Source organism: Companilactobacillus paralimentarius DSM 13238 = JCM 10415 (assembly GCF_001434985.1).
GTDB lineage: Bacteria > Bacillota > Bacilli > Lactobacillales > Lactobacillaceae > Companilactobacillus > Companilactobacillus paralimentarius.
Map to the genome: position 1 here is coordinate 1 of NZ_AZES01000090.1, position 18,531 is coordinate 18,531.

15 protein-coding genes are annotated in these 18,531 nt (G+C 35.0%); 5 read left to right on the forward strand and 10 right to left on the reverse strand.

Going from position 1 to position 18,531, the window contains the following annotated elements:
* Positions 1–84: 84 nt before the first annotated feature.
* From FD33_RS07880 to FD33_RS07905, 6 genes are all read right to left on the reverse strand, one after another.
* Positions 85–2,010 (reverse strand): copper-translocating P-type ATPase, encoded by a 1,926-nt coding sequence (locus FD33_RS07880; RefSeq protein WP_082603709.1) that lies wholly within the window; start codon positions 2,008–2,010, stop codon positions 85–87.
* Positions 2,010–2,282, reverse strand: coding sequence for a cupredoxin domain-containing protein (locus FD33_RS07885; protein ID WP_025085838.1), 273 nt, complete (start codon positions 2,280–2,282; stop codon positions 2,010–2,012). Before FD33_RS07885 ends, FD33_RS07880 begins: the two co-directional genes overlap by 1 nt.
* Positions 2,283–2,298: 16 nt before the next feature.
* Entirely contained in the window at positions 2,299–2,670 is a 372-nt protein-coding gene (locus tag FD33_RS07890) for a cupredoxin domain-containing protein (protein ID WP_025085839.1), read from the reverse strand.
* Positions 2,671–2,848: 178 nt separating this feature from the next.
* Positions 2,849–3,430 (reverse strand): anaerobic ribonucleoside-triphosphate reductase activating protein, encoded by a 582-nt coding sequence (gene nrdG / locus FD33_RS07895; RefSeq protein WP_025085840.1) that lies wholly within the window; start codon positions 3,428–3,430, stop codon positions 2,849–2,851.
* Complete coding sequence (gene nrdD, locus FD33_RS07900) at positions 3,360–5,570, reverse strand: anaerobic ribonucleoside-triphosphate reductase (protein ID WP_056955884.1); 2,211 nt, start codon at positions 5,568–5,570, stop codon at positions 3,360–3,362. Before nrdD ends, nrdG begins: the two co-directional genes overlap by 71 nt.
* A 292-nt stretch (positions 5,571–5,862) precedes the next feature.
* Positions 5,863–6,498, reverse strand: coding sequence for a pentapeptide repeat-containing protein (locus FD33_RS07905; RefSeq protein ID WP_025085841.1), 636 nt, complete (start codon positions 6,496–6,498; stop codon positions 5,863–5,865).
* A gap of 322 nt (positions 6,499–6,820) precedes the next feature.
* Between FD33_RS07905 and FD33_RS07910 the strand changes: the two genes are divergently transcribed.
* Entirely contained in the window at positions 6,821–7,975 is a 1,155-nt protein-coding gene (locus FD33_RS07910) for an ArgE/DapE family deacylase (protein ID WP_056955885.1), read from the forward strand.
* A 106-nt stretch (positions 7,976–8,081) separates the two neighbouring features.
* Here the strand turns inward: FD33_RS07910 and FD33_RS07915 are convergent, their stop codons facing one another.
* Entirely contained in the window at positions 8,082–10,007 is a 1,926-nt protein-coding gene (locus FD33_RS07915) for a PTS sugar transporter subunit IIBCA (protein WP_025085842.1), read from the reverse strand.
* Positions 10,008–10,163: 156 nt separating this feature from the next.
* Here FD33_RS07915 and FD33_RS07920 point away from each other — a divergent pair, with 156 nt between their 5' ends.
* Positions 10,164–11,873: an amylo-alpha-1,6-glucosidase gene (locus tag FD33_RS07920; RefSeq protein ID WP_082603708.1), complete on the forward strand. Its 1,710-nt coding sequence runs from the start codon at positions 10,164–10,166 to the stop codon at positions 11,871–11,873.
* Positions 11,874–11,951: 78 nt separating this feature from the next.
* Positions 11,952–12,674, forward strand: a complete 723-nt coding sequence (locus FD33_RS07925) for a GntR family transcriptional regulator (RefSeq protein WP_227005309.1) — start codon at positions 11,952–11,954, stop codon at positions 12,672–12,674.
* A gap of 20 nt (positions 12,675–12,694) precedes the next feature.
* Here FD33_RS07925 and FD33_RS07930 read toward each other — a convergent pair whose 3' ends face one another.
* Positions 12,695–13,039 carry an ASCH domain-containing protein gene (locus FD33_RS07930; RefSeq protein WP_025085845.1) on the reverse strand — a complete coding sequence of 115 codons (345 nt, stop codon included), beginning with the start codon at positions 13,037–13,039 and terminating at the stop codon, positions 12,695–12,697.
* Between the two features lie 79 nt (positions 13,040–13,118).
* Between FD33_RS07930 and FD33_RS07935 the strand changes: the two genes are divergently transcribed.
* A complete protein-coding gene (locus FD33_RS07935; protein ID WP_025086260.1) occupies positions 13,119–14,897 on the forward strand; it encodes a glycerophosphoryl diester phosphodiesterase membrane domain-containing protein in 1,779 nt (592 codons plus the stop codon).
* A 50-nt stretch (positions 14,898–14,947) separates the two neighbouring features.
* Here the strand turns inward: FD33_RS07935 and FD33_RS07940 are convergent, their stop codons facing one another.
* Together FD33_RS07940 and FD33_RS07945 are read right to left on the reverse strand one after the other, a co-directional pair.
* A complete protein-coding gene (locus FD33_RS07940) occupies positions 14,948–16,123 on the reverse strand; it encodes an aminotransferase class I/II-fold pyridoxal phosphate-dependent enzyme (protein ID WP_056955887.1) in 1,176 nt (391 codons plus the stop codon).
* 12 nt (positions 16,124–16,135) lie between these two features.
* Positions 16,136–17,443 carry a PTS sugar transporter subunit IIC gene (locus FD33_RS07945; RefSeq protein ID WP_025086258.1) on the reverse strand — a complete coding sequence of 436 codons (1,308 nt, stop codon included), beginning with the start codon at positions 17,441–17,443 and terminating at the stop codon, positions 16,136–16,138.
* A 149-nt stretch (positions 17,444–17,592) separates the two neighbouring features.
* Between FD33_RS07945 and FD33_RS07950 the strand changes: the two genes are divergently transcribed.
* Positions 17,593–18,438, forward strand: a complete 846-nt coding sequence (locus FD33_RS07950) for a MurR/RpiR family transcriptional regulator (RefSeq protein ID WP_025086257.1) — start codon at positions 17,593–17,595, stop codon at positions 18,436–18,438.
* The last annotated feature ends 93 nt before the right edge of the window (positions 18,439–18,531 follow it).

Below are 18,531 nucleotides of genomic sequence, written 5' to 3' on the forward strand. Positions count from 1 at the left end.
ACAATCCATGATTTTTTAAAACTTATAAAAATGTCTAACTTTTTTATTGCACTTCATGATTAGTACCTTTTTCGAATTCATTGACTATACTGTTTTAATTTTAGTATCAATCTTAGCTTTATTTAACAAGACAGAGCTAGTTACAACTGACAAGGAACTGAAAGCCATGGCCAATCCGGCTAATTCAGGGCTCAATGTCAAACCGACGGCAAAGAATAATCCAGCCGCAACAGGGATTCCCAAAACATTATAGATGAAAGCCCAGAACAAATTGAGTTTGATACGATTAAAAGTCTTCTTACTCAATTCAAGAGCTTTAGCAACATCACGTAGATCATTTTTCATTAGAACAATTCCGCCTGACTCAATTGCTATATCCGTTCCAGATCCCATAGCGATACCAACATCAGCCATTGTCAAGGCCGGTGCATCATTGATACCATCACCAACAAACGCTACTTTACCCTTCTTTTGAAGTTCCTCGACATGATCAGCCTTATCACCAGGCAAAACATCTGCGATAACTTCATCAATCCCAACTTCTTGAGCAATGGCTTTAGCAACACGTGCATTATCACCTGTTAACATAACGGTTCTTAATCCACGAGCTTTCAAAGTGGCGATAGCTTCTTTCGATGTAGCTTTAGGAGCATCTTGAATGGCAATCATACCGATAACTTCTTGATTCAAACCAACAAAGACCACCGTTTTGGCTTCGTTTTGTAGATGCACCATTTTATTTTCTAAATCAGTAGAAATTTTAACATCATTTAACAATTTGTCATTTCCAACAAAGGCCTTTTGACCATTAACAATAGCTTCAACACCTTTACCTTCAATAGCCTGGAATGAATCAGCCTTGTCTGCTTGAATCGCGTCTGCCTTAGCCTTATCCAAAATAGCTGTAGCCAATGGATGTTCAGATGATTCTTCCAAAGCAGCAGCGAGTTTCAAAACTTGTTGTGAATCCCCAACGATATCAGTAACTTCGGGCTTACCTTTTGTAATAGTACCAGTCTTATCCATTACAACTGTCTTAATATCGTTAACTTCTTCAAGAACCTCACCATTCTTGATCAAAATACCCATTTTAGCTCCACGACCAGTTCCAACCATTAAAGCAGTTGGTGTTGCTAAGCCCAAAGCACATGGACATGCGATAACAACCACGGAAACCGCAAAAATAAGAGCTTGAGCAATTGTGGCACCCAAGAAAACGTACCAAACTAAGAACGTCAAGATTGAAAGAATCAAGACAACCGGTACAAAAATTTCAGAAACTTTATCAGTCAAATTTTGAATAGGAGCGTGACTATTTTGAGCCTTTTTAACCAATTCAACAATTTGTGACAACATTGTATCACTACCGACTTTTTCAGCTTTAAACATGAAAGTTCCGTTGCTATTCATAGTTGAACCAATAACTTTATCACCGATTTTTTTAGTTACAGGCATACTTTCACCAGTAACCATTGATTCATCAACCGTCGAACTTCCTTCAGTAATGACACCATCGACCGCAATTTTTTGACCCGGCTTAACTCTGATTAAATCACCTTGAACAACTTCAGCTAGTGGTATTTTTACTAATTTGCCATCACGCATAACTTCAGCTTCTTTAGCCTGCAAATCAACCAATTTCTCGATTACATTTAAAGCGTTATTACGCATTCTCTCTTCGAAAACTTGTCCTAGTAAAACGAAAGTAACAACAAAAGCTGCACTTTCAAAGAAAACACTCTGATGAGTAATCATGGCATAAATACTGTAGATATAGGCTGTGGCAGTACCGATAGCTACTAAGGTATCCATGTTTGAATGATGCTTTTTGAATGAGGCCCAAGCACTCTGTAAAAATGGCCGTGCAGCCACCGCCATAACGATGGTCGTCAAAATGAATTGAGTCCATTCACCGCCGGGAATCATAATACCAAACGGCATCAGAATCATTCCTACTAGCATTGGTAGTGAAAAGATTAAAGCAATCCAAAAACGTTTTGTAATTGTCATCATTGAATCACTACCTTTCCAGAAAACATATCCATACCACAACTGAACTCAAACTCACCAGCCTTATCAGTTGAAACTGTAACTGTTTGAGCAACATTTAGTGGTAACTGTTTTTCAAAATTCATTGTCTTAGAGTGAACAACATCCAAACATCCCTGTGCATTAGTTCTGGTAAAAGTAATTTCTGCAGGAACATCTTTTTTCAAATTGACAACTGCTGGATCATATCCACCTGCGACTGTAACGTTAACCTTTTGTACCTTCTCAACCATAATAATTTTCTCCTCTTTATTTAATGATTACTTTGCCGTGAAACATATCCATACCACAAGCCCAATTGAATTCACCAGACTTGCTAGTATCAATTTCAACCGTTCTTTGTTCATTTTGTGGTAATTCTTGATTAATACCAAAGTCTGAAAAGACAACACGATCCAAACAACTGGAAGCATCTTTTCTGGTGAAATTAATTGTAGCGGGGACTCCTTTTTTCAGAGTAACGACTTCAGGTGAGTACCCACCATTAACTTCAACATCAACACTCTGATTGTTATCTTTTACATTAGCAGTTGTTTGATCTACCTGATGATTGCCGAAGAACCACCAAAGAATAAATCCTATAATTGCTAAACCAACGATTAGTACGATCACCTTTGTCATAAATATCTCTCCTCAAATTCCTCAATTTATGTTTACATTTGTAAACTACATACATTATACTATTCTCAAAGTTTACATTTGTCAACTAGAAGACTTAATAAAAAACACAACAACCTTGTTAGATTGTTGTGTTTCTTCATTATCATAGCTTCACAAAACAATTCCTTTGTCTTGTTCTCTACTTTACGAGTTTATCCCAAATAACTACTTTTCCACTAGCTAATGATTTGGGTACATCTATAATTCTCTGATTAGATGATCCTCTGAATTGTAGGGTCAGATCTTTTTTTCTCAACAAGAATCTACCATCTACTAAAATATCTAGTAATGATAGTAATTCTAGCTTATCGTCTGATTCTTTCATCATTTCATCCCATGAATATCCTGTCCATGACCAGATATCTTTGGTATGTCCATATTCTTTTCGAATTCGTTTGCACAATGAAAGACAGACTTCTGTGTTCAAAAATGGTTCTCCACCTAATAGGGTCAATCCTTGTACATAACTTTGTCCAAGATCTGCAATGATTTTATCTTCTAATTCTTTTGTGTACGGTTTTCCATATCGAAAATCTTGTGCAGCTACGTTGTAACAACCGGGACATCTGAACATGCATCCTGAAACGTATAAACTACATCTGACGCCTTCACCGTCAACAAAATTAAATGGCTTATAGTCAGCAATTCTCTTAAGACTGTGGTCCTTGCTTAACCATTCTTTGGGAGTCGGATTGTTTGGCTCTCTCATATTTTGCTGCATGCTTTATCATCTCCGAAGTCATATTCTTTCTACGTGAAGCTATTTCAACGTGGCGGCCGTGAATCATTGGACGTTGTTGAGGATTGCCTAAATATCCACAAGTTCTCTTAACAACATCGCAAAATTGTGGATCATGATTGCCACACTCTGGACAAACAAAACCACGGGCAGTAGCATTGAATTCACCTTTGAAACCACACTTGAAACACTGATCAATCGAAGTATTGGTTCCCAAATAGCCAACGTGATCATAAGCCCAATCCCAGACTGCTTCTAATGCCTTAGGATTTTGACGTAAATTAGGGTACTCACAGTAATGAATAAATCCACCCGATGCATATTTAGGAAAGACTTCTTCAAAAGTTAATTTCTCAAATGGATTAGGGTGCTTGCGTACATCATAATGGAAACTATTAGTGTAATATTCTTTCTCCGTTATGTTAGGAATAGACCCAAATTTTTCCAAATCATCGCGACAAAATGTATCAGTCAACGATTCTGCCGGCGTGGAATAAAGGCTATAATGATAACCACTTTCTTTAGCCCACTGTGAACATTTATCATGTAAGGCTTTAACAATTTTCTCTGCAAAGTCATGTGCTGCTTGATTGTTCTCCCACTTATCGCCGAAAAAGGCCGTACATACCTCATATAAACCAATATAGCCTAAAGATACCGTTGCACGTTCGTTCTTGAATAACTCATCAATACTATCAGTTTTCTTTAGACGCTTACCAAAGGCACCATACATATACAATAGTGGTGCATTCTCTGGTTTAGCTTGCTTAGTACGTTCGATACGATAAGCTAGGGCAGTATGACAAATCTGCATTTTTTCCTCAAATATTTCCCAAAATAAATCGGAATTACCTTGAGATTCTAAAGCAATTCTAGGTAAATTAACCGTTACAACGCCGAGGTTCATTCTACCTGAATTAACTTCTTTGCCATTTTCATCCTTCCAACCTTGTAAGAAAGAACGGCATCCCATTGGAGTTTTAAAACTACCTGTAATTTCTTTGATCTTGTCATACATCAACAAATCAGGATACATCCGTTTAGTTGAACATTCGAGTGCTAAAGTTTTGATATCGTAATTAGGATCACCAGGGTTCAAATTCAAACCACGTTTAATAGTAAAAGTTAACTTAGGAAAAATGGCTGTCCGATGTTCCTTACCTAGTCCCTTAATTCTGATTTCCAAAATTGATTTTTGAATAGCACGTTCGATCCAACTTGTTCCCAAACCAAAATTAATCGTCGTAAAAGGCGTTTGCCCTTGAGATGAATAAAGAGTATTGATTTCGTACTCCAAGGCTTGCATAGCATCATAAATATCCTTACGCGTCTTTTCTTGAGCAAATTCAACTTGCTTATCTTCTGCAATCCATTTACGCGCATCTTTGAGATGCTTTTGATAATTTATCTCCGCATACGGTGCCAACAATTGATCAATACGATTAGCCGAACATCCACCGTATTGAAGTGAGGCTACATTCGCGATAATTTGAGACATTTGTGCAGTTGCAGTTTGAATAGAACGTGGTGAAGATACCCAGGCATTTCCAATTTTAAAACCATTGCTCAGCATTTCATCAAAATCGATCAAACAGCAATTAGTTTCTGGCGTAACTGGTGAATAATCCAAATCATGCCAGTGAATATCACCACGTAAATGTGCTTTGGCAACCAACTCTGGCAACATTTTTAATCCCATAGCACGACTGGCAACACCAGCTTCCAGATCACGTTGTGTATTGAAAATATTACTATCCTTGTTAGCATTCTCATGTACAACATCTTCATTACGATTAAATAAACGCTCAATATTTAATTGAACATTGGTTGCACGTGAAAATTTATCTTGATCCGCTTGAAAATAACGTTCATACGTCTCTGCTTGTTCTTCCATGTCATTATCATTCAAAACACGAAAAATAAGCCCATGAATTTGAGTAGTTGTTAAAAGTTTCAAATCAGCAAAGCGAGAGACTAATTCAGAAATCACTATATCTTTTTGTTGAGAATTCAATTGGAGTTGATCCAAAACAAATTCTATTTTATAGGGATAAAAATTAGTCACTGTCCCACTTCTTTTTTCTACAGGAATGGAAACTAATTTTTGCAATTTGGTAATCATATTCTTCCCCCTAGTTATTAAATACTGATATCATTTTACAAAATTATAACAAAAAAAATAAGACTACTAAATACCAGATGTTGTGATATATAGCACATCAGCACAACATATGGTAGTCTTATTTCAAATTTTGAGAAATCATCATTTGAGCCTGTTCACAAATCGTCGTTACATTAATCAAAATGATTGCCAGCTCAAATGATTGGATTTGTTCAATAAAATATTCCTATATTAGATATATAGCGTTGTAGTGGTTACTTTTATCGATTCTAGGATAGATAATAATTTTTTTTCAATATTTAATCACTAATCCTAAAAAATATCGGGCAAAAAAATTGGCTTGATCACTATTAACTTTAAGTCCTTTAGCCGAAAATTCATCAATATCAATCGATTCAAAGCGACAACTGCTAAAATCAATTCCTTTAAGTTCAGTTCCCAATAGATTCATTTTATTCAGTTCACAATTATCAAAAATAGTCTTCTTCAATTTATTTTCATTAAAACTAACATCTTTTAAGCTGGTATTAATAAAATTGACATTTTTCAGATTCATTCGATTAAGAACCGACATATCCATCAAACAATTATTGAATTCAACATTATTTAAATACGACTGATCAAGATTGGTTCCAACTAATTTACAATTACGAAACTCAACTCGATACAAACTAGCCTCATCTAGTGTGCAATTAGATAGATCGCATCCCTTAAAAATCACATCAGTTAATTCAATTTTTTCAAACTGGCAATTACTAAAAGTCATATGATCAAAAATTGTTTTTTCAATCATAGGATGTCTGATTTCCTGATCTTCTAGAAACTCTCCCTTTAACAATCGATTGGTTAAGTAAAAGTCTTCCTCTTCATAAATATCAAAAAAAGATCCTTTTTCTAAATAATCTTCTACAATTTTAGGCTGAATCATCGACTACACCTCTTTCAACTAGCATCTTACCAGATATCCCTTTTGAAAAAATTAGAGAAAAAAGCGGTCTATTTGAATCCTTTCGCACCCAATATTATTGAATTTACGTAATTTAAACTTAGAATCCGTCTCCTCAACACTATAAATTAAATAATTTAATTTAAAATTAATTATTTATTTTTAAAACCCCATTATTGAGGCTTTTCTTCAAACTTTCAACACAAACATCTGTTACCATGAGCTTATAGTTACAATAAATAATTAAGATATTGAAAATATATATCAAAATTATTGAGCAAATTACAATTTGGAGGGAAATAGCATGAAATTCTTTACTGAGGAACAAAGTTTAGACGTTTTAAAGGATTTAGTCGCAATTAAATCGGATAACGACAACGAATTAAAGGTTGCTTCTTATCTTAAAGACTTATTGGCTAAATACGATATCGAATCAGAAATCAAAATTATTCGTGACAACCGTGCTAACTTAGTCGCTGAAATCGGACATGGTAAACCTGTCTTAGGCATTTCAGGACATATGGATGTTGTTGCTGCTGGTAATCTTGACGATTGGAATAGCGATCCCTACCAACTAACTGAAAAAGATGGTCAGCTCTACGGTCGTGGTGCTACAGATATGAAATCTGGTTTAGCTGCCCTAATCATTACTATGATTGAATTGCATCATCAAGGACTTCCCCAAAAGGGTACCATTCGCTTAATGGCTACTATGGGTGAAGAAGTCGGTGAAGAAGGATCAGGATATTTTCTCAAAGATGGTTCAATGGATGATGTTGATGGTTTAGTTATTGGTGAACCTTCTGGTTACAATATCGGTTACGCTGAAAAAGGTTCGATGGATATCAAATTCACTTCCAAGGGTAAGGCTAGCCACAGTTCTATGCCTGAAAAAGGATTCAATGCGATTGATCCCCTAATGAATCTTTTAATTGATGCTAATAAAACTTTCCGTGACGAAAATATTAAACACGATTCAATCGGTCCATTAATTTTCAATACAACTTTGATCAATGGTGGTACACAGGTTAATTCCATTCCTGACCACGCTGAGGCTGAGATCAATGCACGAACAATTCCTGAATATGATAATCAAAAGGTCATTGACGTTTTAAATGATTTGATTAAGAAATATAACGATCAAGGTGCAAAAATCAGTTTTGATGCCTACATGAACGAGTTTCCTGTTTTAATGGATCCTAAGAATGCACTTGTTGCTCCTATGAAGAAATTAATGGAGCAATATACCAATGAAGAAGTTCACGTCACACCAATTTCAGCTGTTACCGACGCCTCCAACTTGGTTCAAAAAAAGCCTAGTGATCTACCATTTTTGATTGCTGGACCTGGTAACGATACACCTCACCAAATCAACGAACATGTTGACAAGCAAATGTACCTTAACTTTATTGATATTTACGAAAAACTCTTCATTGATTTTCTTGATAATACAAAATAATCTAGAAGCATAGAAAAAAGGTGTTCACATTAACCAATTAAATCTGGTTGATATGAACATCTTTTTTAGTCTGGAATAAGAATTGAAGAATACAGAGAACGGTAGTTTAAGCCAGAGCAGTTTTCGCCGCATCAGCTAGATAATCAATGTCACCCACAACACTCTTACCAGCTATGACTTCTTGATTTGGTTTCATGTAAGTAATCGACTTAATATCGTCGCCTTGTTTAGTAATTGCCATAATTACAATATTACTGTGTCCGGCAGCCTTGATTTTTTTACTATCAAACTTAATCAGAGTCTGTCCGGCTTTAACGTGGTCATTAACTTCAACTAATGGTTTGAAGCCGTCACCTTTCATATCAACGGTATCAACCCCAATATGGAGTAAAACTTCAGTTCCATCATTCAAAGTTAAACCAACGGCATGATTACTGCCTTGCATAACAACTGTAACTTGACCATTAGCTGGAGCAACTAATTTATCACTTGTAGGATTAATGGCGATACCATCACCTAATTGTTTCTTAGAAAACATTTCATCGGGAACATTTTCAATGGCTTCAGTTTTTCCAGTAGCAAAGGCTGTTAAATCATGAGCCACTTCATCATTGCCAATATTTCTATCCGCATTCAATTTAGTTCTAGAAAGAGTAAATGTTAAAACGATGGTCAGAATGAATGTCATGACTTCACCAGCAAGGTAAAAACCCCACTGTTTAGGGAAGACACTTAAAAAGCTTAAAACGCCACCAACACCGACGCTTGATGAACGTACTTGCCAGAATCCCATCCAAGCACCACCAAAGGCACCCGACAACATAACGGCAACGAAAGGATATCTATTTTTCAAGTTAACACCATAAATGGCCGGTTCTGTAATACCTAAGAATGAAGATAAACCACTAGACCAAGCGACGTTTTTCTTCTTGGCATCTTTTCTAAAAATATATGCCATTGCTAGACAAGCGGCACCTTGAGCCATTGTAACTGGTTCTCCAACTGGCCAAAGCGTTACATAACCAAGTGTTCCGGCCATTTGTAAATTGACACCCAAAAATAGATGGTGCATCCCAGTAATAACCAATGGTGCACAAATGAAGCCATACAACGCACCACCGAGAACAGGAACAGCATTAAAGATTGAAACAACGCCTTTAGTAATCCAGTTAGCACCAGTCATAGTAACAGGTCCAATAACTAGGAATGAAGCAAATCCGGTAATTAAGAGTGTTAAAGGTGCTACTAAGATTAGTTGTAATGTATCAGGAAGATGTTTCTCAAAGTATTTCTCCAGTTTAACCAATACCCACGCGGCTACCAACACTGGAATAACTTGCCCTTGATAACCGACTTGGGAGACGTGCCAACCAAACAAATTCCATGTTGGAGTAGCGGCTGGATGTGAAGCATAATCATAGGCACTTGTTAAAGCGGGGTTAACCAAGATTAGGCCTAATACGATACCCAATAATGGATTTCCACCAAATTTTTTAACGGCTGACCACCCAATCAATGCAGGCAAGAATGAAAATGAGGTTTGTGCAATCAGTTGAATAATATCATTAACACCCTTCCATTCTGTATGCATTTGAATGAATGATGCATTTGGATAAAAGATTCCTTTATTACTCAAAACATTATTGATACCCATCAATAAACCTGCGGCAACAATAGCCGGAATGATAGGAATAAATATATCACCCAGTAATCTTACTAACCGTTGCAAAGCACCTTGTTTATTACGTCCTTCTTGTTTAACAGACTCTACTGATGCTTCTTGCACTCCTGTTTGTTTAATAAATTCATCATAAACTTTCGGAACACTTGGTCCGATGACGATTTGAAATTGTCCTCCTGCCAAAAAGGTTCCCTGAACAATATCAACTTTTTCTAATTCTTTATCATTAACTTTCGATTGATCTTTAAGAATGAGTCTTAATCTGGTAATACAGTGAGTTGCTGATTCGATATTATCTTTGCCACCGATCAATTCGATGATTTTGGTAACATCACCTTTCATATCAGCCATAAGATCATCTCCCCTAAAATTATTTATATATTTCCGAAGAACAAAGCAAGTATAACTTGTTTAAACTAGTTTATCAAGATATAATATATATGTTTTAACAAGTGTCTATTCATAGGCATTAGAATAAAAATATGATTAATTTAGTTGGTGATAAATATGATGAATATTAATTCAGTACCCTTTAGTTATTACGGTTCATACATGTCCATTTTCAAACATGATGATAAATTATGGCTTCAATCTCTACACGGTAAATCTAAAGGAAATATGGATAGTATTGAAATCTTAGTTACCCACAATGGTAATCCCGTTCCCTTCAAGGTAGTAGAAAACTACACTTTATTAGAGCTAATCTCCGATTTTGGTAAAGTCAAAATATGTTTCAATACTGCTCAAAAAATTGTTTTTTACAGCACTGACCGCTTAGGAGTCCGCTTCGCATCACATCCTAAGTTCAATTTTGAATACAATTTCCAACTAGGTAAAAAAGAGTCTCCCTACTACATAGTCAACAGCTACAAGAATCTCACTAAATATTTGGTTTACACTACTAATTGCCCTTCCCATCTATCCCAATCACTGACTGTGGATGCCACTGGAAGCAATAAAACAGCTAATAATAGTTCGTTTATTGACATATTCCCTCAAGAAGACAATTCGTCTGCTATTGCCGTTATTCAAGATATACCAACTAATATGCAAAAGCCTGACAATGATAAACTTGATTTCTCTTTAATCGAAAAAATTGCCGAACAAAATTTTCATGATTTCGCTCGACAATTTCAACTTGTTCAATCAAATTATAAAAATATTCAACTAGATGCAATTTATACCCTCTGGTCTGCCACAGTTTTTCCTGAAGGTAATTTAAAAATTACTTCTATCTACGCTTCCAACAATAAATTTCCTGGCGTTTGGAGTTGGGATCACTGTTTTATGGCTCTGGCTTTGGCCGGAGTAGACAACCAACTAGCTTGGAATCAGATGAAGGTTATTTTTCAACATCAAGATAAATTCGGTCAGTTACCAGGATCAGTCAGCGATTCGACAATTAGATGGAATTTTTCTAAACCACCAATTCACGCTTACATTTTTGCTAAAATGGCTCAAAAGATGAAATTTACAGATACACAATTATTTGAAATTCATTACTGGATCAGTAAACAAGTTAACTTCTATTTGAAATATAAGGATTCCAACGAGGATGGTATCTGCGAATACGACCATGGTAACGATAGCGGACAAGATAACAGCACTGTTTTCACTCAAAATACCGTTGTTGATTCACCTGACCTTTCAGCCTATTTGATCTTCGCTATGAATTATTTGATTAAACTATCCAAACAACTTAATCTACCAGAACAGATAGAATATTGGTCCAAGAAAAAGGCCATTCTAACTGTTAAATTTAAAAGTTACTTTTTCGATAAGAATAACCTGCCTTTTGCTAGAGAAATGTTCACAGGTAAAAAAATAGAGTCCCATGCACTCTTACCTCTCATTTCGCTAATTGCATGTAAGGAATTAAATCATCAACAAATCGATGCCATCACTGAAGATATCAAACAACATTTCATTACTAGTTTTGGTATCGCAACTGAAGCTCTTGATAGTCCGTTTTATCAAGACGATGCTTATTGGCGTGGTCCTATTTGGGGCCCTTCATCCGTGATAATGTATGAAGCATTAAAAGATGCTGGTGAAATAGAATTAGCTCAAAAAATTGCCGATAGTTTCTGTAAAACTGTGAAAACATATGGTTTTGCTGAAAACTTTGATGCTAAGACCGGTGTCGGCCTACGAGATAAATCATTCTCATGGACCGCTAGTGCCTTTCTCTATTTTGCTAGCGAATTGCATTTGTAAAATTAAATCAAAACAGTAATAATTGTAGATATAAATGATTTCTGGAGGGGTGATATTATCGCAAACAATAAATACGATGTGATTTATGAAGACTTGAAAAAGCGAATTAAGAATGAAGAATACAAGTACCAAGAAAAAATACCTTCAGAAACCAATTTGATTCTTGAATACAACTGTTCCCGAAATACTCTTCGTCGAGCTATTAAAAAATTAGGTGCCGACGGTTACGTTCAAAGTATTCGTGGCAAAGGCGTTATAGTTCTTTATAACGCTAATTTAGAAAACAATTTAATAAAAAAGGGCAGCCATTCGTTTAGTCAAATGGCCGATCGTAATAAAATTAAATTCAGAACTAGTGTCCTTTTATTCGATGAAATTGAAATCAACAAGAAAATGGCTTTAGAAAGTACTTTTCCTGTTGGTACACCCGTCTATTACATTAAACGGCTTCGTTCTATCGGTGATGATAATTACATCATTGAGGAGAACTATTTCATGCGTAAAGTCGTTAAAGATTTGACTATCGGTATTGCCCAAGATTCAATCTACAAATATTTAAATGACGTTCTAAATGAACCAATTGCTACTACCAAGCGTATTTTAACCTTTGGTATAGCGACTGATCAGGATAAAAAATATTTGAATTTGAATGGTTATAACGCCGTTCCGATTGTGACAAACTATTCATTCACGAATGACGGAACTATGTTTGAATATACCGTTTCTCATCACCGACCTGATAAGTTTATTTTTTACGATCAAAACCAAACTAATCCCGTTTCCTTTATGCTAAACAAATAAAAATCACGAATTCATTTTTATTATGAATTCGTGATTTTTTCGATTTTAATAGCTAAAGCACCATACTTTTGCTCACGTTCACATGAATATATCTCCTGATTCTCTTGATCCAACTCTTCAATTGATTCATTCTCAGGTGCACCAATAATCGAACCAGAATATTTGGCAAAAAGTTCTTTAAACGTTGCAAATTTTTCTAAACTTAATACTTTGACCCTTAAAGTTTCACCAGTCGTCAGATTTGTAAAATCTATAAAATCATTAACCTGTAATTGTGAACGCTTCTCATCATTTAACCTGACTTCAATCGTTTTTTCGCCCGATTTGATGGCTTCAAACGGTTGATCATATAATCCCATTTGCATATCACAATTCCTTCTTTCAATTAATATTAATAATTATATAATAACGAGGTATACAACAATTCTTCGGGGGAAAAATAATATGGGGATATTTTCCGAATTTCGGAAACAAAATAGCAATTTTTGGCGCTACTTCTGGAAGTACAGTCAAATCATCATCCTGATTCAATTAATAATCACTTACGTTTTAGTACCAGTTCTTAACTACTTAGCTAACGGAATAACTTCTTTAGGGAATGTTAAATACCTTTCTTACACCAATGTGCCCTACCTCATTATCAAGAAACCACTGGTAGTCATTGGCTTAATCGTTATTCTTTTATTAATACTATTGCTAGTTTTTACGCAATTTACTTTACTCTTAATCAGTTTCCAAGCCATCAAATCTAAAGCTAGTCTGAGTTGGTGGGACTATTTGAAACGTGTTTCTAAAAACGTTTTAGGTTTACCTTTTAAAGCTTTCGGTTTCTTCCTACTTTACTTTTTAATCATCACACCTTTTGGCAGCTTAGGCATTTCTTCTACCCTATTGAATAAAGTCAAGATTCCACAATTCATTTTGGATTGGCTACTACAGGAACACTTTCCTTTAGCAATTTTATTGGGAGCTATCTATCTGATTGTCCTCTACATCGGACTTCGTTGGCTCTTTGTCTTACCACTTATGATTTTTGAAAACAAACCTATTAAGTTGGCGCTCAATCGTAGTTGGGAAATGACACGTGGTAAAACTCTCCACTACTTAGGAATTTTTCTTGTGTTAATCGCTGTTGTATCAATTATGGCAACTGTTTTGATTGGTATCGTAATTATGCTTCAATGGTTAATTGATCAAGCAGCTTTCCTTGGAAAAATTGACTTTACCATGGCTGTCATCAATATGACACTGATTCAATTCATTAATATCTTCATCAGTATTTACGCTTCTGGAATTGCTGTTCTGATTATGTTGAGTCATACACATACTCATTACTTCTATCCAAAAAGAGAACATCGTGGTCATAAATGGTTCTGGGGTATTATGGCTGTGGTCGTTGTTATCAGTTTTGTAACTTATAATGTTACTTACTTTAACAATTGGTTATTGGAACCACCCGTCACAATTTCACACCGTGGCGTTGATGATGGTAATGGCATTCAAAATACTGTTTCTGCAATGCAAGCTACCTCAAAAGAAAAACCAGATTATATTGAAATGGATATTCAAGAAACCAAAGATCATCAATTTGTCGTCTATCACGATAATACTTTGAGCAATCTAGCTGGAATCAATAAAAAACCTAGTCAAATGACTCTGGACGAATTAACTTCAACTAAGATTCATGAAAATGGTAAAACTGCTTATATTGCCAGTTTTGATGACTATCTTGCTGCTTCAGAAAAATTGAATCAGAAATTACTAGTTGAATTCAAATCAGTTCCTGGCAACAGTAATAATTTTGTTAAACATTTTGCTCAAAAATACGGTACACGCCTATATCAAGATAAAGACATGGTACACTCACTTAGTTATAAATATATCGAGCAAAGTAAAGAATACATGCCTAAAGTTAAAGCCAGTTACATCTTGTCATTCAATCTGGCTGGAATTCCCATCACAAAAGCTAATGCCTTCACGATGGAATACACAACTTTGAATTCTAGATTCATTGAAGGCGCTCATTTGCAAAACAAGAAAGTTTACGCTTGGACGGCAAACGATGAAGAATCAATGGATCGAATGATTTTCTTAGGTTCTGATGGCGTTATAACGGATAATTTGAGTCTTTTGAATGGTGAGATCCACCGTTTGTTCAATAAATCCAGTTACTCAGAACGTATGACTATTTACGTTACTCAAATGCAAGATCCTTTTAATTAACAAAAGCCCTATGCAGTCAGCTAAATTAACTGATTACATGGGGCTTTTCACTACTTTTTATAGGCTCTATCCATTGCCTGTTTTAAATCTTCAACAATTGTTTCAGGATTCTCCAACCCAACATAAAGTCTTACATGAGAAATTGGTAAGCCTCTTTCTTTTAAGTTAGCTTCATTATTTCCCTTGAAGGAAGGTAATGCCAGACTTTCAAATCCACCCCAACTAACACCAATGGATACTACTTTTAAACTATTAACAAAGATTTTCAGTTTATCAAAATTTTTATCTTTAAAATCTAATCCGAACAAAGAACCATATCCCGTTAAATACTTATCCGCAATTTTCTTTTGTTCGCCGGTAGATACATATGGATGATATATTTTTTCAATACGTTCATCATCTTTTATAGCATCTAAAACATAACGAATACTACTATCAAACTGTTTCATTCTAACTGGTAAAGTTCTTAAGCCTCGAATTGTTAACCATGCATTAAATGGACTTATTACTGAACCTAACGCCTGATGCCCATGCTCAAAAATATCATTTACTATCTTCTCTTTACCAATCACACAACCTCCGACACTATCCGAATGTCCACCTAAATATTTTGAAAGTGAATGAATAACAACATCAATTCCATGATCTAATGGGCTTTGAAAAATTGGAGATGCCCAGGTTGCGTCAATTGCCGTATAAATATTATTTTTCTTAGCAATAGATACTACTTTATCTAAATCAAGCATTTCAAATTTTTGAGAAGAAGGACTTTCGAAATAAATCATTTTAGTTTCTGGTTTAATATATTTAGATATTTCTTCAGTCGAGTCAACATCAACTCGATCACATATAACTCCATATTTACTCAAATATTTTCCGAACGATACAGCTTCACCATAAATCGTATTTATCATAAGTAAATGATCACCAGCTTGTAATAATGTAAATAAAGTTGCTGAAATAGCCCCCATACCTGAACTGAATACTTTACACTTCTCTCCATGCTCCAACTCTGCCAGTTTATTTTCCAATGACTTAATCGTCGGATTAGATCCACGAGTATAAACAAAATGATTTTTTTCATCGGAACTATAGTCTATAAACTCTTCATAGTTTGAAAAATGAAAGGACGTTGTTTGGACAATATCTGGTGCCATCGGTACGTATGATTCGATTGAGTTAACGTCGACTTCACTACATATATTTTCATAATTATTTTTTTTCATATTTTATACCTCTTAATATTCAACCGAAGAATCACCGGCCTCTTCTTTCTTGTATTGATTATCCAATGCTTTTACAAATGGATAGTAAATTAAAACTACAAGAATAACTCCAACTATCTGCGTCACTGCACCTTGCCAACTTCCAACCAGAAATCCGGAGAATCCAAATGGCGTAGCCCAAGGAGCTTGAATATTAGTAAACATCGGCATAAATCCAACAGACATAGATAAAAATGCCACGGAAACGGAAACTATTGGAGCAATAGTTATCGGAATCAACATTAATGGATTAAAAATCACTGGTAACCCAAAAATCAATGGCTCATTAATATTAAAGAATGATGGAATAAAGGCAATTTTAGACATTGCTTTCATTCGAGAAGATTTAGCAATTATAAACATAGTAATGGCCAATCCAATCGTACATCCGGCCCCACCAATCGTTGCAAACTGATCAAGCATTTGAACAGTACCATAATTACCATGACTCGTCGTTAATTTTCCTAATTCGGCTAATTGTTGGTTTTTATCGGCATTTGCGTATAAAATCGGGTAAAGCATGGAATTAATAACTGTAGGATGAATACCAAACCACCACAGTAATCCATTCAACCCAGCTACCAATATAATTGCGAACGGCGCACCAATTATTCCTTGAATAGGTGCTTGAATAATTGAATAGATCATATTAGGGAAAGAACCTGAAAGAACAGTTCCAACACCATTAATAACTAAAGAACATAGAACAATAAAGAATCCCGGAATAAGAGCGCTAAAAGCTTTACTTACCATATCCGGAACACTATCTGGCATCTTAATTCCAATATTCCTTTTTACACAGAAATGTAATATTTCGATTGTCATAATCGAAGTAATAATAGCAGTAATAACGCCCTGCGTTCCCAGCCAATCAAAAGATAGCACTTTATCAACCACTACCCCTTTATCAGTTGTAACTGTCTTAGGCAAAGCAACGACATATGAAACAATTCCTAGAACCATTCCCATTAATTTGTCTAATTTATAACTTTCGGCTAATTTATAAGACATAGTTCCAGCAAACATCAGTCCCATCATATTAAACGTCGCTCTATATGCTGGTGAAATGAAGTCAACCCAATTATTTCCGAATATACTTGTCATGAATTGCGGATAACCTTGTATTGGAAAATCAGTTATCAACATAAAAATTGAACCGATTATAGTTAATGGCATAATGGCGAAGAATCCATTACGAAGTGCTTGAAAATATCTTAAATCTGTTACTTTGGATACTTTAGGAACAATCTTAGCTTCTACAAATTTTGTCATTCCGTCCATGAAAGTAATCCCCCTTTTGTGAATTCTATAATTATAATAAGATGTCATATTGTAGGGGTAAATATTTTGCAGCAATGACGAAACAATGTTTTATAGAAATAGCTTTATTAGCTTCAAAAGATGAAACAAAAATTTAGGAGAAACTACATATGGCATTAATAATTAGTAAAATGACCAAAGCCGAACATTTTTCTAGTAACGATACTATCTTGTCACAATATATTCTCAATAATATTGAGTTGGTTTTATCAATGTCGATATATGAACTATCTTCATTAACTCATATTTCTACCGCTGGAATCGTACGATTCTGCAAAAAATGTGGGACGACAGGTTTCAAGAATTTCAAAATACTTTTAGCAAGAGATTATGAACAAAAATTATTAACTACAAAAGATATTGATCCTAATACGCCTTTTGAAAAAAATGATGATCCTCTCACCATTTCTAGCAAAATATCTAAATTATCAATCGAAACAATTTTAGCCACTCAGCATCTCCTAACTACAAAGAAATTAAACACCGCCATTTCACTGATCAAAAGGGCTCAAAATATATATGGAATTGGTGTAAGTAGTAACTACATCCGCTTATCTGATTTTCAACTCAAACTCTTACAAATCAATTATCATGTGCAATTAATTCCTCTACAGGCAGAGCAGTTCTATCTTTCTATTCATTCTACTGAAAATGACTTGGCCATCATCGCATCCCGAAGTGGAAGTACTGCCGAAATAGTTAACGATGCAAAACATTTTAGACAAAACGGCACTCCAATTATTGCGGTTACAGATGATGAACACAATCCATTGGCTCTATATTCAACCGTCGTATTATTAATACCTCAAAAGGAGAACTCACCATTTGAAGTATCTAATTTTTCTTCTCAAATATCTGTTGAATATCTTTTTAATACTCTTTACTCATGTCTTTTTAATAGAGATTACAAGAGAAATTACAACAATTTGAGAAAAACTCCAAAATCTCATTTTTGATCTTCAAATAAAAGGGACGTAAAAGCCAATTGGCATTTGAAGTGCCCTAAAATTGTTAGACATAATCTAACAACTTTAGGAGCACTTTTTTTA